Here is a 14,610-nt window from a genome sequence, read left to right on the forward strand (position 1 = left end):
CGATGAAACTCAATGATCTGAGTCCAGCGCCGGGTTCCCGTCGCGAAAAGCATCGTCCGGGCCGTGGTATCGGTAGTGGTTTGGGCAAGACCGGTGGCCGTGGCCACAAAGGTCAAACCTCCCGCTCCGGTGGCACCATTGCTCCAGGCTTTGAAGGCGGTCAACAGCCGCTGCATCGTCGCCTGCCGAAGTTCGGTTTCGTTTCCCTGAAGGCCATGGATCGCGCAGAAGTGCGTCTGTCCGAGCTGGCTAAAGTGGAAGGCGACATCGTCACCGTGCAGTCCCTGAAAGATGCCAACGTGATCAACGTCAACGTACAGCGTGTGAAAATCATGCTGTCCGGCGAAGTTGCTCGCGCTGTCACCATCGGAAAGGGAATCGGCGCCACCAAAGGTGCGCGTGCGGCTATCGAAGCAGCTGGCGGCAAGTTCGAGGAATAAATGGCTAAGCAAGGTGCTCTCTCTGCGCTCGGCAAAGGCGGTATGTCTGAACTCTGGGCTCGTCTGCGTTTTCTATTCTTGGCGATTATCGTCTACCGAATAGGCGCACACATCCCGGTTCCAGGTATCAACCCGGACCGACTCGCGGACCTGTTTCGACAGAATGAGGGGACCATTCTTAGCTTGTTCAACATGTTTTCCGGCGGTGCGCTGGAACGGATGAGCATCTTTGCACTGGGGATCATGCCGTATATTTCGGCGTCGATCATCATGCAACTGATGACCGCCGTCAGTCCGCAGTTGGAGCAGTTGAAGAAGGAAGGTGAAGCTGGGCGTCGCAAGATCGCTCAGTACACCCGCTACGGCACTGTCGTCCTCGCTCTCGTCCAGGCAATTGGCATGTCCATTGGTCTGGCAGGGCAGGGCGTTGCGTTCACTGGTGACTTTGGCTTCCATTTCGTCGCGGTATCCACGTTTGTGGCTGGTGCGATGTTCATGATGTGGCTGGGTGAGCAGATTACTGAGCGTGGTGTTGGCAACGGTATCTCGATGTTGATTTTCGCAGGTATCGTCGCCGGTCTTCCGAGAGCGATCGGGCAGTCTTTCGAGTCTGCGCGTCAGGGTGATATAAACATTTTTGCCCTGGTTGCCATCGGTTTGCTGGCAGTAGCGATTATCGGTTTCGTGGTGTTCATTGAGCGTGGTCAGCGTCGCATTGCTGTTCATTACGCCAAGCGCCAGCAGGGCCGCAAGGTCTTTGCTGCGCAGACTAGCCACTTGCCGCTGAAGGTGAACATGGCCGGTGTTATTCCGGCCATTTTCGCGAGCAGCATTTTGCTGTTCCCGGCTTCGTTGGGTACCTGGTTCGGTCAGTCTGAAGGTATGGGCTGGCTGCAGGACATCTCGCAGTCGATCGCTCCTGGTCAGCCGTTGAATATTCTGCTGTTTAGTGCAGGGATTATTTTCTTCTGCTTCTTCTATACGGCGTTGATGTTCAATCCGAAAGACGTAGCGGAAAACCTGAAGAAGTCCGGTGCCTTTATTCCGGGCATTCGTCCAGGTGAGCAGTCTGCGCGCTATATTGATGGCGTTCTGACTCGTTTGACCCTGTTCGGTGCTCTATATATGACGGCCGTGTGTCTGTTGCCCCAGTTCCTGGTGGTTGCGGCAAACGTTCCGTTCTACCTTGGCGGGACCTCGTTGCTGATCGTCGTCGTGGTTGTGATGGACTTCATGTCCCAAGTACAATCGCACCTCGTTTCGCACCAGTACGAATCCCTGATGAAGAAAGCCAACCTGAAGGGTTACGGCAGCGGCATGTTGCGCTGAGTACCCATAAGGTTCGAGGAGTTGGTGATGAAAGTTCGTGCATCGGTGAAAAAGCTGTGCCGTAACTGCAAGATTATTCGCCGCGAAGGTGTTGTTCGAGTAATTTGCAGCGCGGAACCGCGTCACAAACAGCGCCAAGGCTGAGTGTGATTGTGCTTCAAGCCCGGCAGCTAGTGCGCTGCCGGGTTGATTATTTGTTATTACAGCGATATTATCTCGCGCCCTATTTCTTGGCTTCCGGGGCGTAGGTAGCTGTCAATTGGAGTCCCACTGAATGGCCCGTATTGCAGGCGTTAACATTCCAGATAACAAGCATACTGTTATCTCGCTGACCTACATCTATGGTGTTGGTCGCACTACTGCACAGAAAATTTGTGCAGTGACTGGGGTAAACCCAGCCGCAAAGATCAAAGATCTGAGCGACGAGCAGATTGAACAGCTGCGTGGCGAAGTGGCGAAGTTCACCACTGAAGGTGACCTGCGTCGCGAAATCAACATGAAAATCAAGCGTTTGATGGACCTCGGTTGCTATCGCGGTCTGCGTCATCGTCGTGGTCTTCCAGTGCGCGGTCAGCGTACCAAGACTAACGCGCGTACCCGTAAAGGTCCGCGTAAGCCGATCCGCAAGTAATCGCCCCAGCGAATCGACAGGAAATTAATCATGGCTAAACCTGCTGCTCGTCCTCGTAAAAAAGTTAAAAAGACAGTGGTTGATGGCATCGCCCACATCCATGCTTCTTTTAACAACACAATCGTGACCATCACCGACCGTCAAGGCAACGCTCTTTCCTGGGCTACCTCCGGTGGTTCGGGTTTCCGCGGTTCCCGCAAGTCCACCCCGTTCGCTGCTCAGGTAGCTGCTGAACGTGCTGGTCAAGCTGCGCTGGAATACGGCCTGAAAAACCTCGACGTTAACGTCAAAGGTCCAGGCCCAGGTCGTGAATCCGCAGTCCGCGCTTTGAACGGCTGTGGCTACAAGATCGCCAGCATCACCGACGTGACGCCAATCCCGCACAACGGGTGCCGTCCGCCGAAGAAGCGCCGCGTGTAATCCAGGAGATTGTAAAGAATGGCTCGTTACATTGGTCCAAAATGCAAACTCGCTCGTCGCGAAGGCACCGATCTCTTTCTGAAGAGCGGCGTGCGCGCGATCGAATCGAAGTGCAACATTGAAGCAGCACCTGGTATCCACGGCCAACGCCGCGGTCGCCAGTCCGATTACGGCACCCAACTGCGTGAAAAGCAGAAGGTCCGTCGTATCTACGGCGTTCTCGAGCGTCAATTCAGCGGCTACTACAAAGAAGCAGCTGGCAAGAAAGGCGCAACCGGCGAAAACCTGTTGCAACTGCTCGAATGCCGTCTGGACAACGTTGTATACCGTATGGGTTTTGGCTCTACTCGTGCCGAATCCCGTCAGCTGGTATCGCACAAGTCGATCAGCGTTAACGGTCAGACCGTAAACGTTCCGTCTTACCAGGTTCGTGCTGGTGACGTGGTCGCAGTTCGCGAGAAAGCAAAGAACCAACTTCGCATTGTCCAAGCTCTCGATCTGTGTGCCCAACGTGGCCGCGTAGAATGGGTAGAAGTAGACACTGAGAAGAAGTCGGGCGTTTTCAAGAACGTTCCTGCTCGCAGTGATCTGTCCGCCGACATCAACGAAAGCCTGATTGTCGAGCTCTACTCCAAGTAAGGGCTAGAAAATAGGTGCATCCATGCAGATTTCGGTAAATGAGTTCCTGACACCCCGCCATATTGATGTGCAGGTTGTCAGTCCAACCCGCGCCAAGATCACTCTCGAGCCTCTCGAGCGTGGTTTCGGCCACACCCTGGGCAACGCGCTGCGCCGCATCCTGTTGTCCTCAATGCCCGGCTGTGCAGTAGTCGAGGCCGAGATTGACGGTGTGCTCCATGAGTACAGCGCCATCGAAGGTGTACAGGAAGACGTAATTGAAATCCTGTTGAACCTTAAAGGTCTGGCTATCAAGCTGCACGGTCGAGACGAAGTTACGCTGACCTTGTCGAAGAAGGGTTCGGGGGTGGTTACCGCTGCCGATATTCAGCTGGATCATGATGTCGAGATCGTTAACCCCGATCACGTAATCGCTAACCTGGCGTCTAATGGCGCCCTGAACATGAAGCTCACCGTAGCTCGTGGTCGTGGTTATGAACCGGCAGACTCGCGTCAGAGCGATGAAGACGAAAGCCGCAGCATCGGTCGCTTGCAGCTTGACTCTTCGTTCAGCCCGGTTCGCCGTATCGCTTACGTGGTGGAAAACGCCCGTGTCGAACAGCGTACTAACCTGGACAAGCTGGTTATTGATCTGGAAACCAACGGTACCCTGGATCCTGAAGAAGCTATTCGCCGTGCTGCAACCATCCTGCAACAGCAGTTGGCTGCGTTCGTCGATCTCAAAGGTGACAGTGAGCCAGTGGTTGTCGAGCAGGAAGACGAGATCGATCCGATCCTGCTTCGCCCGGTTGACGATCTGGAACTGACTGTACGTTCGGCTAACTGCCTTAAGGCGGAAAACATCTACTACATCGGCGACCTGATTCAGCGCACCGAAGTAGAGCTGTTGAAGACTCCGAACCTTGGCAAGAAATCCTTGACTGAAATCAAGGACGTTCTGGCCTCCCGCGGTCTGTCCCTCGGCATGCGCCTCGACAACTGGCCGCCTGCAAGTCTTAAGAAGGACGACAAGGCGACTGCCTGATCGTCGTAATCACCGAACGTTGTGTTTGGTAAGGAATGAACCATGCGTCATCGTAAAAGTGGTCGTCACCTGAGCCGCACCAGCTCGCACCGCAAGGCCATGTTTCAAAACATGGCGGTGTCGCTGTTCGAGCACGAGCTGATCAAAACTACACTGCCAAAAGCCAAAGAACTGCGTCGCGTTGCTGAGCCGCTGATCACTTTGGCCAAGACAGACAGTCTGGCTAACCGCCGTCTGGCTTTCGACCGTACTCGTTCGAAAGCTATCGTTGGTAAGCTCTTCAACGACCTGGGCAAGCGTTACGCTACCCGTGAGGGTGGCTACCTGCGCATCCTCAAGTGCGGCTTCCGCGCTGGCGACAACGCGCCTATGGCGTACGTCGAGTTGGTTGATCGTCCTGTCGGCGGTGAAGCTGTATCCGCTGAGTAAGACGTCAGTCTGAAACAAAAAACCGGGCCTAGTGCCCGGTTTTTTGTGCGTGCAAGAAAACGCGCTATTTGTACAAGCTTCCTGGCAGTTCATGCCTTCAATATATGAGAAGGATAGTTGGTAGTATTTTTCTATTGATGTCTGCAAATTAATGAATTTGTAGGTGCCATATCGATGATCAATACTCCCTCCCAAGCCGATTAACCGGCAGCTCAAAAAATTGACAGAGGACGAGATCGCATGAGCCAAAACAAAACGCTTACGACCGCCAGTGGCGCTCCTGTCGCCGACAACCAGAATTCCCGCTCCGCCGGCCCACGTGGCCCTTTGCTGCTCGACGATTTCCACCTGATCGAGAAGCTTGCACACTTCAATCGTGAAAATATTCCTGAGCGTCGTGTACACGCCAAAGGTTCGGGTGCTTACGGTACGTTCACCGTGACTCGCGATATCACTCAGTACACCAGTGCCAAGCTGTTTGAGTCCGTCGGCAAACAAACTCCGACTTTCTTGCGATTCTCCACTGTAGGTGGCGAGCGCGGTTCGGCCGACACCGAGCGTGATCCACGCGGTTTTGCCCTGAAGTTCTACACAGAAGAAGGCAACTGGGACATCGTGGGGAACAACACACCGGTGTTCTTCATTCGTGATCCGCTGAAATTCCCTGACTTCATCCATACCCAGAAACGCCTGCCGCAAAGCAATCTGAAAAGCGCGCAGATGATGTGGGATTTCTGGTCGCACTCGCCTGAGGCGTTGCACCAGATCACCATTTTGTTCTCGGACCGCGGTATCCCTGACGGCTATCGCCACATGCATGGCTTCGGCAGCCACACCTACAGCCTGATCAACGCCAGCGGCGAGCGTCACTGGGTGAAGTGGCACTACAAAACCAGGCAGGGGATCAAGAACCTCGCTCCGGCAGAAGCCGCACGCCTGGCGGGTACCGATCCGGATTACGCGCAACGTGACCTGTTCGACGCCATTGAGCGCGGCAATTTCCCGAAATGGAGTGTCAATATCCAGATCATGACCGAGGCCCAAGCCGAGGCTCACTATGAGAACCCGTTCGACGTGACCAAGACCTGGTCGCAGAAAGAGTTTCCATTGATCGAGGTGGGTGAGCTTGAGCTGAACCGCAATCCGCTGAACTACTTCGCGGAAGTCGAGCAGGCGGCGTTCGGTCCGAGCAATATGGTTCCGGGTGTCGGTCTGTCGCCTGACCGCATGTTGCAAGGTCGCGTGTTTGCCTACGCTGATGCTCACCGCTACCGTGTTGGCACCAATCACCAGCAACTGCCGGTGAATGCGCCTCGCAGCCCGGTCAACACTTACCAGCGTGACGGCTCCATGGCGTTTGGCGCCAATGGGGGCGCAACACCGAATTACGAGCCGAACAGTTACGTAGAATCACCGAAACAGGCGCCGCGCTACGCGGAACCTGCTTTGGCCTTGAGTGGCGCGGCTGGTCGTTACGATCATCGCGAAGACACTGACTACTACAGTCACGCCGGTGCATTGTTCCGTTTGATGAGCGAAGAGCAGAAACAACTGCTGACCGACAATATTGCTGGTGCAATGGCAGGCGTTTCCAGCGATGTGGTCGATCGTCAACTGCAGCATTTCTTCAAGGCTGACCCAGCGTATGGAGAAGCAATCGCAAAGGCACTTAACGTACAGCTTAACTAAGTCTAAACGATAAGCAGAACCGCCCTCATTTGGGCGGTTTTTTGCGTTATTTAAGCTGCTTTTCTAAGAATATCTTCGCTTTTATAGCGTCGGGCGAGTGACCTTCCGATCAGGTTGGTTCAAACTACAGACTTTCAAGCAGGGAGATGTAGGGCGATGCAAGGTCACCCAGACGTAATCGATTACCTCAACACGTTGCTGACAGGCGAACTGGCAGCCCGTGATCAATATTTCGTCCATTCGCGGATGTATGAGGACTGGGGTTTCACCAAGCTCTACGAACGTATCAACCACGAGATGGAAGAAGAAGCCGGGCATGCTGATGCCCTGATGCGTCGAATTCTGATGCTCGAAGGCACGCCTCGCATGCGACCGGACGACCTTGATGTTGGCACCACTGTGCCGGACATGCTCGCCGCTGACCTGCGCCTGGAATACAAAGTACGCGCCGCGCTCTGCAAGGGCATTGAGCTCTGCGAGCAGCATAAGGACTACGTCAGCCGTGAGATGCTGCGGGTTCAGCTGCATGACACCGAAGAAGACCACACCTACTGGCTTGAAAAGCAAATGGGCCTGATCAAGTTGATCGGTCTGGAGAACTACCTGCAATCACACGCCTGATTGCACCGATACAAAAAGCCCCTGTCACTGAGCAATGACAGGGGCTTTTTTGTTAGCTCCGGATTCAGGCCCGATCACGCTCCAACAGCGGTTTTAGATAGAAACCGGTGTGAGACTGCTTCATTTCGGACACTTCCTCTGGCGTACCGACGGCAATGATCTGCCCGCCCTTGGAACCCCCTTCCGGCCCCAGGTCCACCAACCAGTCGGCAGTCTTGATCACGTCCAGGTTGTGTTCGATCACTACCACGGTATTACCGTGATCGCGCAGCCGGTGCAGTACGTCGAGCAGTTGCTGGATATCCGCAAAGTGCAGGCCGGTGGTCGGCTCATCGAGGATGTACAGCGTCTTGCCGGTATCACGCTTGGACAACTCACGAGACAGTTTTACCCGCTGGGCTTCACCGCCGGACAATGTCGTCGCCGATTGCCCCAGCTTGATGTACGAAAGGCCTACGTCCATCAGCGTCTGAAGCTTGCGCGCCAAAGCTGGAACGGCGTCGAAGAACACTCGTGCTTCCTCGATCGTCATCTCGAGGGTTTCGTGGATGCTCTTGCCTTTGTACTTGATCTCCAGCGTCTCGCGGTTGTAGCGCTTGCTTTTGCAGACGTCGCATGGGACATAGATGTCCGGCAGGAAGTGCATTTCCACCTTGATCAGGCCATCGCCCTGACAGGCTTCGCAACGACCACCCTTCACGTTGAAAGAGAAACGCCCCGGTCCGTAACCGCGGGAGCGGGATTCCGGCACGCCGGCGAACAACTCGCGAATCGGCGTGAACAGCCCGGTATAGGTCGCGGGGTTGGAGCGCGGTGTGCGACCGATCGGGCTCTGGTCGATGTCCACAACCTTGTCCAGATGTTCCAGGCCTTTAATGCTGTCGTGAGCAGCCGCTTCCAGCGTCGTTGCCCCATTGAGTGCGGTAGCGCTCAAAGGAAACAGTGTGTTGTTGATCAGCGTTGACTTGCCTGAACCGGAAACACCCGTCACGCAGGTCAACAGGCCGATCGGAATCTCCAGATCGACATTGCGTAAATTGTTGCCGCGAGCGCCCTTGAGGGCCAGCGACAACTTCTTGTTACGTGGCGTGCGTTTGGCTGGCACTGCGATCTTCACCCGCCCCGACAAGTACTTACCGGTCAGTGAATCAGGGTGAGCCATGACCTCGGCCGGCGTACCTTCGGCGACGATATGCCCACCGTGTACACCCGCGCCCGGGCCGATATCCACCACATAGTCGGCCAGACGAATCGCGTCTTCGTCGTGCTCGACCACGATCACGGTGTTGCCGATGTCCCTCAGGTGTTTGAGGGTGCCCAACAACCGATCGTTGTCCCGTTGATGCAGACCAATCGACGGCTCATCGAGGATGTACAGAACCCCCACCAGGCCGGCGCCGATCTGGCTGGCAAGGCGGATACGCTGGGCCTCACCGCCGGATAGTGTGTCGGCACTGCGATCCAGTGACAGATAGTCCAGGCCAACGTTGACCAGGAACTGCAAACGCTCGCGGATTTCCTTGAGAATCTTGTCGGCGATCTCGCCACGGCGACCGGTCAGTTTCAGTATGCCGAAATATTCACAGGCGTCGCCAATTGGCAGATTGGTTACCGCCGGTAAAGTCTTCTCGCCAACCCATACGTGCCGCGCCTCGCGACGCAGACGGGTGCCGCGGCAATCCGGGCAGGGCTGGGTGCTAAGGAATTTGGCCAGTTCTTCACGGACCGAAGCCGATTCGGTTTCGCGGTAGCGGCGTTCCAGGTTCGGCACGATGCCTTCGAACGGGTGCGAACGTTTGACGATGTCACCACGGTCGTTCAGGTATTTGAAGTCGACGTTCTGCGAGCCACTGCCATGCAGGATGAACTTCTGCTGATCGGCCGGCAGGTCGTTGAACGGCACTTCAAGGCTGAACTTATAGTGCGAGGCCAGCGAGCCGAGCATCTGGAAGTAATAGACGTTGCGCCGGTCCCAGCCGCGAATCGCACCTTCGGCCAGGGTCAGTTCACCATTCACCAGTCGTTTGGTGTCGAAGAACTGTTTAACCCCCAGGCCATCGCAAGTCGGGCAGGCGCCGGCCGGGTTGTTGAAGGAAAACAGCTTGGGTTCCAGCTCGCTGATGGCGTGGCCGCAGATCGGGCAGGCGAAGCGCGCGGAGAAGATGATTTCTTCGCCGGGCTCGTCGTCCATTGGCGCCACCAGCGCAATACCGTCCGCCAGTTTCAGCGCGGTCTCGAACGATTCGGCCAGGCGCTGTTGCAGATCGGCCCGGACCTTGAAGCGGTCAACCACAACATCGATCGAGTGTTTTTTCTGCTTATCCAGCTTCGGCAACTCGTCCAGTTCACAAAGCCTGCCGTTGACCCGGGCCCGCACAAAACCCTGGGCGCGCAGTTCTTCGAAGACCGAAAGATGTTCGCCTTTGCGCTCGCGGATCACCGGGGCCAGCAGCATCAGTTTGCTGCCCTCCGGTTGTGCCAGCACCAGGTCGACCATCTGGCTGACGGTCTGGGCTTCCAGCGCAATGTCGTGATCCGGGCAGCGCGGAATACCAACGCGAGCGTAGAGCAGGCGCAGGTAGTCGTAGATTTCGGTAATGGTGCCAACCGTCGAGCGCGGGTTGTGCGAGGTCGACTTCTGTTCGATGGAGATCGCTGGCGACAGACCTTCAATGGTGTCGACGTCAGGTTTTTCCATCATCGACAGGAATTGCCGGGCGTAAGCCGACAGCGATTCGACATAACGGCGCTGGCCTTCGGCGTACAGCGTGTCGAAGGCCAGGGACGACTTGCCAGAGCCGGACAGGCCGGTGATAACGATCAGTTTGTCCCGTGGCAGGGTCAGGTCGATGTTCTTCAGGTTGTGGGTTCGGGCCCCACGAATCAGGATCTTGTCCAAAGTGGCCTCGCTCGGCGGGCGTCGAAAACGTAGGAGTATACGGCCAAATACTGGATGGATGCACACTATCGAATGCGGGGCGCGCGGCCTTGGATGAAGACTGTGTCATCTGCACGCGTCATAGCGACGCGATATACCCCGTCAATCGATGGGACTGGTAGAATCGCCGCCGGTTCACATGAGGTTTTTCCATGCACGATCCCCACAGCGAACGCATGAGTGGCAGTGAGACCCGCGCAGCAAGCGGTCTGGCCCTGGTGTTCGCCTTCCGTATGCTTGGCATGTTCATGGTGTTGCCGGTTCTGGCGACCTATGGGATGGACCTGGCGGGAGCGACCCCGGCCCTGATCGGGCTGGCGATTGGCGCTTACGGTCTGACCCAGGCGTTATTCCAGATTCCATTTGGTTTCATTTCCGACCGCATTGGTCGCCGTCCGGTGATTTACCTGGGGCTGATCATCTTTGCCTTGGGGAGTGTGCTGGCGGCCAATGCCGATTCGATCTGGGGTGTCATCGCCGGACGCATCCTGCAAGGTGCCGGGGCGATTTCTGCGGCGGTGATGGCGTTGCTGTCAGACCTGACCCGGGAACAGCATCGGACCAAAGCCATGGCCATGATCGGCATGACGATTGGTCTGTCGTTCGCTGTCGCCATGGTTGCAGGGCCATTGTTGACCCGTGCCTTTGGCCTGTCCGGGTTGTTCTTCGCCACCGGCGGGATGGCGCTGGTCGGTATTGTCATCGTGATGTTCATGGTGCCGCACGCAACCGGGCCGTTGCAGCATCGTGAATCAGGCGTCGCGCGCCAGGCGCTGATACCGACCCTCAAACATCCGGACCTGCTGCGCCTGGACCTGGGTATTTTTGTGTTGCACGCGATGTTGATGTCGAGCTTCGTGGCATTGCCCCTGGCCCTGGTCGAAAAAGCCGGGCTGCCCAAAGAGCAGCATTGGTGGGTGTACCTGACCGCGCTGCTGATTTCCTTTTTCGCCATGATCCCGTTCATTATCTACGGCGAGAAGCGACGCAAAATGAAACGAGTTTTGCTCGGCGCCATCGTGACGCTGATGCTCACTGAGCTATTCTTCTGGCAGTTTGGCGATAGCTTGCGGGCGCTGGTGATGGGTACGGTGGTCTTCTTCACCGCGTTCAATCTGCTGGAAGCCTCCTTGCCCTCGCTGATCAGCAAGGTTTCACCGGCAGGCGGCAAAGGCACGGCAATGGGGGTTTATTCCACCAGTCAGTTCCTCGGTTCGGCACTGGGCGGAATCCTCGGCGGCTGGATGTTCCAGCACGGCGGTTTGTCGGTTGTCTTCCTCGGATGCGCCGGCCTGGCTGCCCTCTGGCTGGCCTTTGCTGTTACCATGCGCGAACCACCTTACGTCACGAGCCTGCGCTTGCCGTTGTCGCCCGAGGCGATCCGCGAAGCGGGTCTGGTCGAGCGCCTGAAGGCCGTCGTAGGGGTAACAGATGCAGTGATCGTCGAAGACGAAGCGGCGATTTACATCAAACTGGATACAGAACTATTGGATCGCACCACCCTTGAGCGCCTGGTGAACAACCCGGCCGGGGCAGCGTGCGTAGCCTAGGAGAACGTTATGGCCCGTGGGGTTAACAAAGTCATATTGGTCGGCACTTGCGGCCAGGATCCCGAAGTTCGCTACTTGCCTAACGGTAACGCCGTGACCAACCTGAGTCTGGCGACCAGCGAACAGTGGACCGACAAGCAAACCGGTCAAAAGGTCGAGAAGACCGAATGGCACCGTGTTTCGATGTTCGGCAAGGTTGCCGAAATTGCCGGCGAATACCTGCGCAAAGGTTCGCAGGTGTATATCGAAGGCAAGCTGCAGACCCGCGAGTGGGAAAAAGACGGTATCAAGCGTTACACCACTGAAATCGTGGTCGACATGCAAGGCACCATGCAATTGCTGGGCGGCCGTCCACAGCAGGGCGACCAACAAGGCGGGGGCAATAACTACCAGCAGTCCGCCCCGGCTCCACGCCAACAGGCTCCGCGTCCGCAGTCGGCACCGCAACAGTCGCGCCCGGCTCCACAGCAGCAGGCCGCACCGCAGCCGGCTCCGGATTTCGACAGCTTTGATGACGATATCCCGTTCTAAAAAACAGTAAACAATAAAAAAAGCGAAGCCAGTGATCTGGCTTCGCTTTTTTGTGGGCGTTGTTTAACTGAATAAAGGGGTCACATTGGCCCGTGCCGAGTGCAGTTTCTTGTAGCTGTCGATCAACCGCAGGTGCCTGTCGAGCCCCTCCAGTTTCATGCTGGTCGGCGTCAAGCCATGGAAGCGCACGCTGCCGTCTACCGATCCGATCGCTGCATCTGTACGCTCGTTGCCAAACATCCGGCGGAAATTGGCCTCGTAGTCTTCCAGTTCCAGGTCCTCGTCCAGCTTCATCTCCAGCACCACATTGACGGCTTGGTAGAACAAGCCACGCTCGACCGTGTTGTCGTTGTACTGCAGGAACATTTCCACCGCTTCTTTCGCCTCTTCGAATCGCTGCAAGGCGAGATAAATCAGCAGCTTCAGCTCCAGGATCGTCAGCTGACCCCACGCGGTATTGTCGTCAAATTCGATGCCGATCAAGGTGGTGATGTCGGTGTAGTCGTCCAGCTCGCTTTCCACCAGGCGCTCAACCAGCGCTTGCAGTTCTTCATCGTCCAGGCGATGCAGGTTCAGGATGTCGGTGCGGAAGAACAGCGCTTTGTTGGTGTTATCCCAGATCAGATCGTCTGCGGGATAGATTTCCGAGTAGTTCGGCACCAGGATGCGGCACGCCTTCGCGCCGATATGCTCGTAGACCGCCATGTACACTTCCTTGCCCATGCCTTCGAGAATGCCGAACAAGGTCGCGGCTTCCTCGGCGTTCGAGTTTTCACCCTGGCCGGAGAAGTCCCACTCCACGAATTCGTAATCCGATTTGGCACTGAAGAAGCGCCACGACACCACGCCGCTGGAGTCGATAAAGTGCTCGACGAAGTTATTCGGCTCGGTCACCGCATGCCCTTCAAACGTCGGCTGAGGCAAGTCGTTGAGGCCTTCGAAGCTGCGGCCCTGCAGCAATTCGGTCAGGCTGCGTTCCAGCGCCACTTCCAGGCTCGGATGCGCGCCGAACGAGGCGAACACACCGCCGGTACGCGGGTTCATCAACGTGACGCACATCACCGGGAATTCACCACCCAGGGACGCATCCTTCACCAGCACCGGGAACCCTTGCGCTTCCAGCGCCTGAATCCCGGCCAGTATCCCGGGGTACTTCGCCAGCACCTCGGCCGGCACATCCGGCAAGGCAAATTCACCTTCGATGATTTCGCGTTTGACCGCGCGCTCGAAGATCTCCGACAGGCACTGCACCTGGGCTTCGGCCAAGGTGTTACCGGCACTCATGCCGTTGCTCAGGAACAGGTTTTCAATCAGGTTGGACGGGAAATACACCACCTCGCCGTCCGACTGGCGCACGTACGGCAGCGAGCAGATGCCGCGTTCTTCATTGCCCGAGTTGGTATCGATCAGATGGGAGCCACGCAACTCGCCGTCGCGGTTGTAAATCTTCAGGCAGTACTCGTCGAGAATCTCGGTGGGTAGCTCATCTTTACGACCAGGCTTGAACCAGCGTTCGTCCGGGTAGTGCACAAACGCTGCGTTGGCGATGTCTTCGCCCCAGAACTGATCGTTGTAGAAGAAGTTGCAGTTGAGGCGCTCGATGAATTCGCCCAGCGCCGAGGCCAACGCGCCTTCCTTGGTCGCACCCTTGCCGTTGGTAAAGCACAGCGGCGAATGCGCATCGCGGATATGCAGCGACCACACATTGGGCACGATATTGCGCCACGAGGCGATTTCAATCTTCATGCCCAGGTCCGCCAGAAGGGCCGACATATTGGCGATGGTTTGCTCCAGTGGCAGGTCCTTGCCGGCGATATATGTGCTCGTCTCTGAACGGGACGCAGGCATCAGCAACGCCTGGGCATCGGCGTCGAGGTTTTCGACTTCCTCGATCACAAACTCAGGCCCGGCTTGCACCACTTTTTTCACGGTGCAACGGTCGATGGAACGCAGGATGCCCTGGCGATCCTTGTCGGAAATGTCCGCCGGCAATTCGACCTGGATCTTGAAAATCTGGTTGTAGCGGTTTTCCGGATCAACAATGTTGTTCTGCGACAGGCGGATGTTATCCGTGGGAATACTGCGCGTGTCGCAGTACAACTTCACGAAATAAGCCGCACACAACGCCGACGAAGCCAGGAAGTAATCGAACGGACCCGGTGCCGAGCCATCGCCCTTGTAGCGGATAGGTTGATCGGCCACCAACGTGAAGTCATCGAACTTGGCTTCAAGTCGAAGGTTGTCGAGAAAGTTGACCTTGATTTCCATGGGGGATTACCAGAATAACGGCTAAACGAATGGCCGCCATTATCCGGTATTTCAGCCGTAAGTCTTGCGGGCATCTTGATTATGTCCACCCATCGGCGATG

Annotated in this window: 14 protein-coding genes; 12 read left to right on the top strand and 2 right to left on the bottom strand. The window is 56.6% G+C overall.

From position 1 onward, the window contains the following. Positions 1-2 precede the first annotated feature (2 nt). The 10 genes from rplO to bfr all read left to right on the top strand — a co-directional run bounded on the left by rplO (position 3) and on the right by bfr (position 7,222). Positions 3-440, top strand: coding sequence for a 50S ribosomal protein L15 (rplO, locus tag FHW68_RS25810; protein ID WP_011336169.1), 438 nt, complete (start codon positions 3-5; stop codon positions 438-440). After that, positions 441-1,769, top strand: a complete 1,329-nt coding sequence (gene secY / locus FHW68_RS25815; protein WP_007896784.1) for a preprotein translocase subunit SecY — start codon at positions 441-443, stop codon at positions 1,767-1,769. Positions 1,770-1,796: 27 nt separating this feature from the next. Beyond that, a complete protein-coding gene (rpmJ, locus tag FHW68_RS25820; RefSeq protein WP_002555468.1) occupies positions 1,797-1,913 on the top strand; it encodes a 50S ribosomal protein L36 in 117 nt (38 codons plus the stop codon). A 130-nt stretch (positions 1,914-2,043) separates the two neighbouring features. Continuing rightward, complete coding sequence (gene rpsM / locus FHW68_RS25825; RefSeq protein WP_003186020.1) at positions 2,044-2,400, top strand: 30S ribosomal protein S13; 357 nt, start codon at positions 2,044-2,046, stop codon at positions 2,398-2,400. Positions 2,401-2,430: 30 nt separating this feature from the next. Then, positions 2,431-2,820: a 30S ribosomal protein S11 gene (rpsK, locus tag FHW68_RS25830; protein ID WP_002555466.1), complete on the top strand. Its 390-nt coding sequence runs from the start codon at positions 2,431-2,433 to the stop codon at positions 2,818-2,820. An 18-nt stretch (positions 2,821-2,838) separates the two neighbouring features. After that, positions 2,839-3,459, top strand: coding sequence for a 30S ribosomal protein S4 (gene rpsD, locus FHW68_RS25835; RefSeq protein WP_003176404.1), 621 nt, complete (start codon positions 2,839-2,841; stop codon positions 3,457-3,459). Between the two features lie 22 nt (positions 3,460-3,481). Further along, positions 3,482-4,483 (top strand): DNA-directed RNA polymerase subunit alpha, encoded by a 1,002-nt coding sequence (locus FHW68_RS25840; RefSeq protein WP_003186012.1) that lies wholly within the window; start codon positions 3,482-3,484, stop codon positions 4,481-4,483. A gap of 42 nt (positions 4,484-4,525) precedes the next feature. After that, positions 4,526-4,912: a 50S ribosomal protein L17 gene (rplQ, locus tag FHW68_RS25845; RefSeq protein ID WP_095630588.1), complete on the top strand. Its 387-nt coding sequence runs from the start codon at positions 4,526-4,528 to the stop codon at positions 4,910-4,912. Positions 4,913-5,152: 240 nt separating this feature from the next. Beyond that, positions 5,153-6,601 carry a catalase gene (locus FHW68_RS25850; protein ID WP_183683728.1) on the top strand — a complete coding sequence of 483 codons (1,449 nt, stop codon included), beginning with the start codon at positions 5,153-5,155 and terminating at the stop codon, positions 6,599-6,601. Between the two features lie 156 nt (positions 6,602-6,757). Next, on the top strand, positions 6,758-7,222 hold the full coding sequence (gene bfr / locus FHW68_RS25855; RefSeq protein ID WP_007896795.1) for a bacterioferritin: 465 nt from the start codon (positions 6,758-6,760) through the stop codon (positions 7,220-7,222). A 64-nt stretch (positions 7,223-7,286) separates the two neighbouring features. On the opposite strand, the gene uvrA is transcribed toward bfr, so the two are convergent. Then, the gene (gene uvrA / locus FHW68_RS25860; RefSeq protein WP_183683730.1) at positions 7,287-10,121 is read right to left on the bottom strand and encodes an excinuclease ABC subunit UvrA; all 2,835 of its coding nucleotides are present in this window, start codon (positions 10,119-10,121) and stop codon (positions 7,287-7,289) included. A 191-nt stretch (positions 10,122-10,312) separates the two neighbouring features. On the opposite strand from uvrA, the gene FHW68_RS25865 reads away from it, so the two are divergent. Together FHW68_RS25865 and FHW68_RS25870 are read left to right on the top strand one after the other, a co-directional pair. After that, entirely contained in the window at positions 10,313-11,710 is a 1,398-nt protein-coding gene (locus tag FHW68_RS25865) for an MFS transporter (RefSeq protein ID WP_183683732.1), read from the top strand. A 9-nt stretch (positions 11,711-11,719) separates the two neighbouring features. Continuing rightward, positions 11,720-12,241, top strand: a complete 522-nt coding sequence (locus FHW68_RS25870; RefSeq protein WP_063342384.1) for a single-stranded DNA-binding protein — start codon at positions 11,720-11,722, stop codon at positions 12,239-12,241. Positions 12,242-12,304: 63 nt separating this feature from the next. Here FHW68_RS25870 and FHW68_RS25875 read toward each other — a convergent pair whose 3' ends face one another. Beyond that, complete coding sequence (locus FHW68_RS25875; protein WP_183683734.1) at positions 12,305-14,509, bottom strand: OsmC domain/YcaO domain-containing protein; 2,205 nt, start codon at positions 14,507-14,509, stop codon at positions 12,305-12,307. Positions 14,510-14,610 lie beyond the last annotated feature (101 nt).

This window comes from Pseudomonas sp. Tn43 (assembly GCF_014192635.1).
Classification (GTDB): domain Bacteria; phylum Pseudomonadota; class Gammaproteobacteria; order Pseudomonadales; family Pseudomonadaceae; genus Aquipseudomonas.

Excerpts from the sequence above, each read along its gene's own strand:
- rplO (WP_011336169.1), top strand. The coding sequence starts at position 3 with ATGAAACTCAATGATCTGAGTCCAGCGCCGGGTTCCCGTCGCGAAAAG.
- secY (WP_007896784.1), top strand. The coding sequence starts at position 441 with ATGGCTAAGCAAGGTGCTCTCTCTGCGCTCGGCAAAGGCGGTATGTCT.
- rpmJ (WP_002555468.1), top strand. The coding sequence starts at position 1,797 with ATGAAAGTTCGTGCATCGGTGAAAAAGCTGTGCCGTAACTGCAAGATT.
- rpsM (WP_003186020.1), top strand. The coding sequence starts at position 2,044 with ATGGCCCGTATTGCAGGCGTTAACATTCCAGATAACAAGCATACTGTT.
- rpsK (WP_002555466.1), top strand. The coding sequence starts at position 2,431 with ATGGCTAAACCTGCTGCTCGTCCTCGTAAAAAAGTTAAAAAGACAGTG.
- rpsD (WP_003176404.1), top strand. The coding sequence starts at position 2,839 with ATGGCTCGTTACATTGGTCCAAAATGCAAACTCGCTCGTCGCGAAGGC.
- FHW68_RS25840 (WP_003186012.1), top strand. The coding sequence starts at position 3,482 with ATGCAGATTTCGGTAAATGAGTTCCTGACACCCCGCCATATTGATGTG.
- rplQ (WP_095630588.1), top strand. The coding sequence starts at position 4,526 with ATGCGTCATCGTAAAAGTGGTCGTCACCTGAGCCGCACCAGCTCGCAC.
- FHW68_RS25850 (WP_183683728.1), top strand. The coding sequence starts at position 5,153 with ATGAGCCAAAACAAAACGCTTACGACCGCCAGTGGCGCTCCTGTCGCC.
- bfr (WP_007896795.1), top strand. The coding sequence starts at position 6,758 with ATGCAAGGTCACCCAGACGTAATCGATTACCTCAACACGTTGCTGACA.
- FHW68_RS25865 (WP_183683732.1), top strand. The coding sequence starts at position 10,313 with ATGCACGATCCCCACAGCGAACGCATGAGTGGCAGTGAGACCCGCGCA.
- FHW68_RS25870 (WP_063342384.1), top strand. The coding sequence starts at position 11,720 with ATGGCCCGTGGGGTTAACAAAGTCATATTGGTCGGCACTTGCGGCCAG.
- FHW68_RS25875 (WP_183683734.1), bottom strand. The coding sequence starts at position 14,509 with ATGGAAATCAAGGTCAACTTTCTCGACAACCTTCGACTTGAAGCCAAG.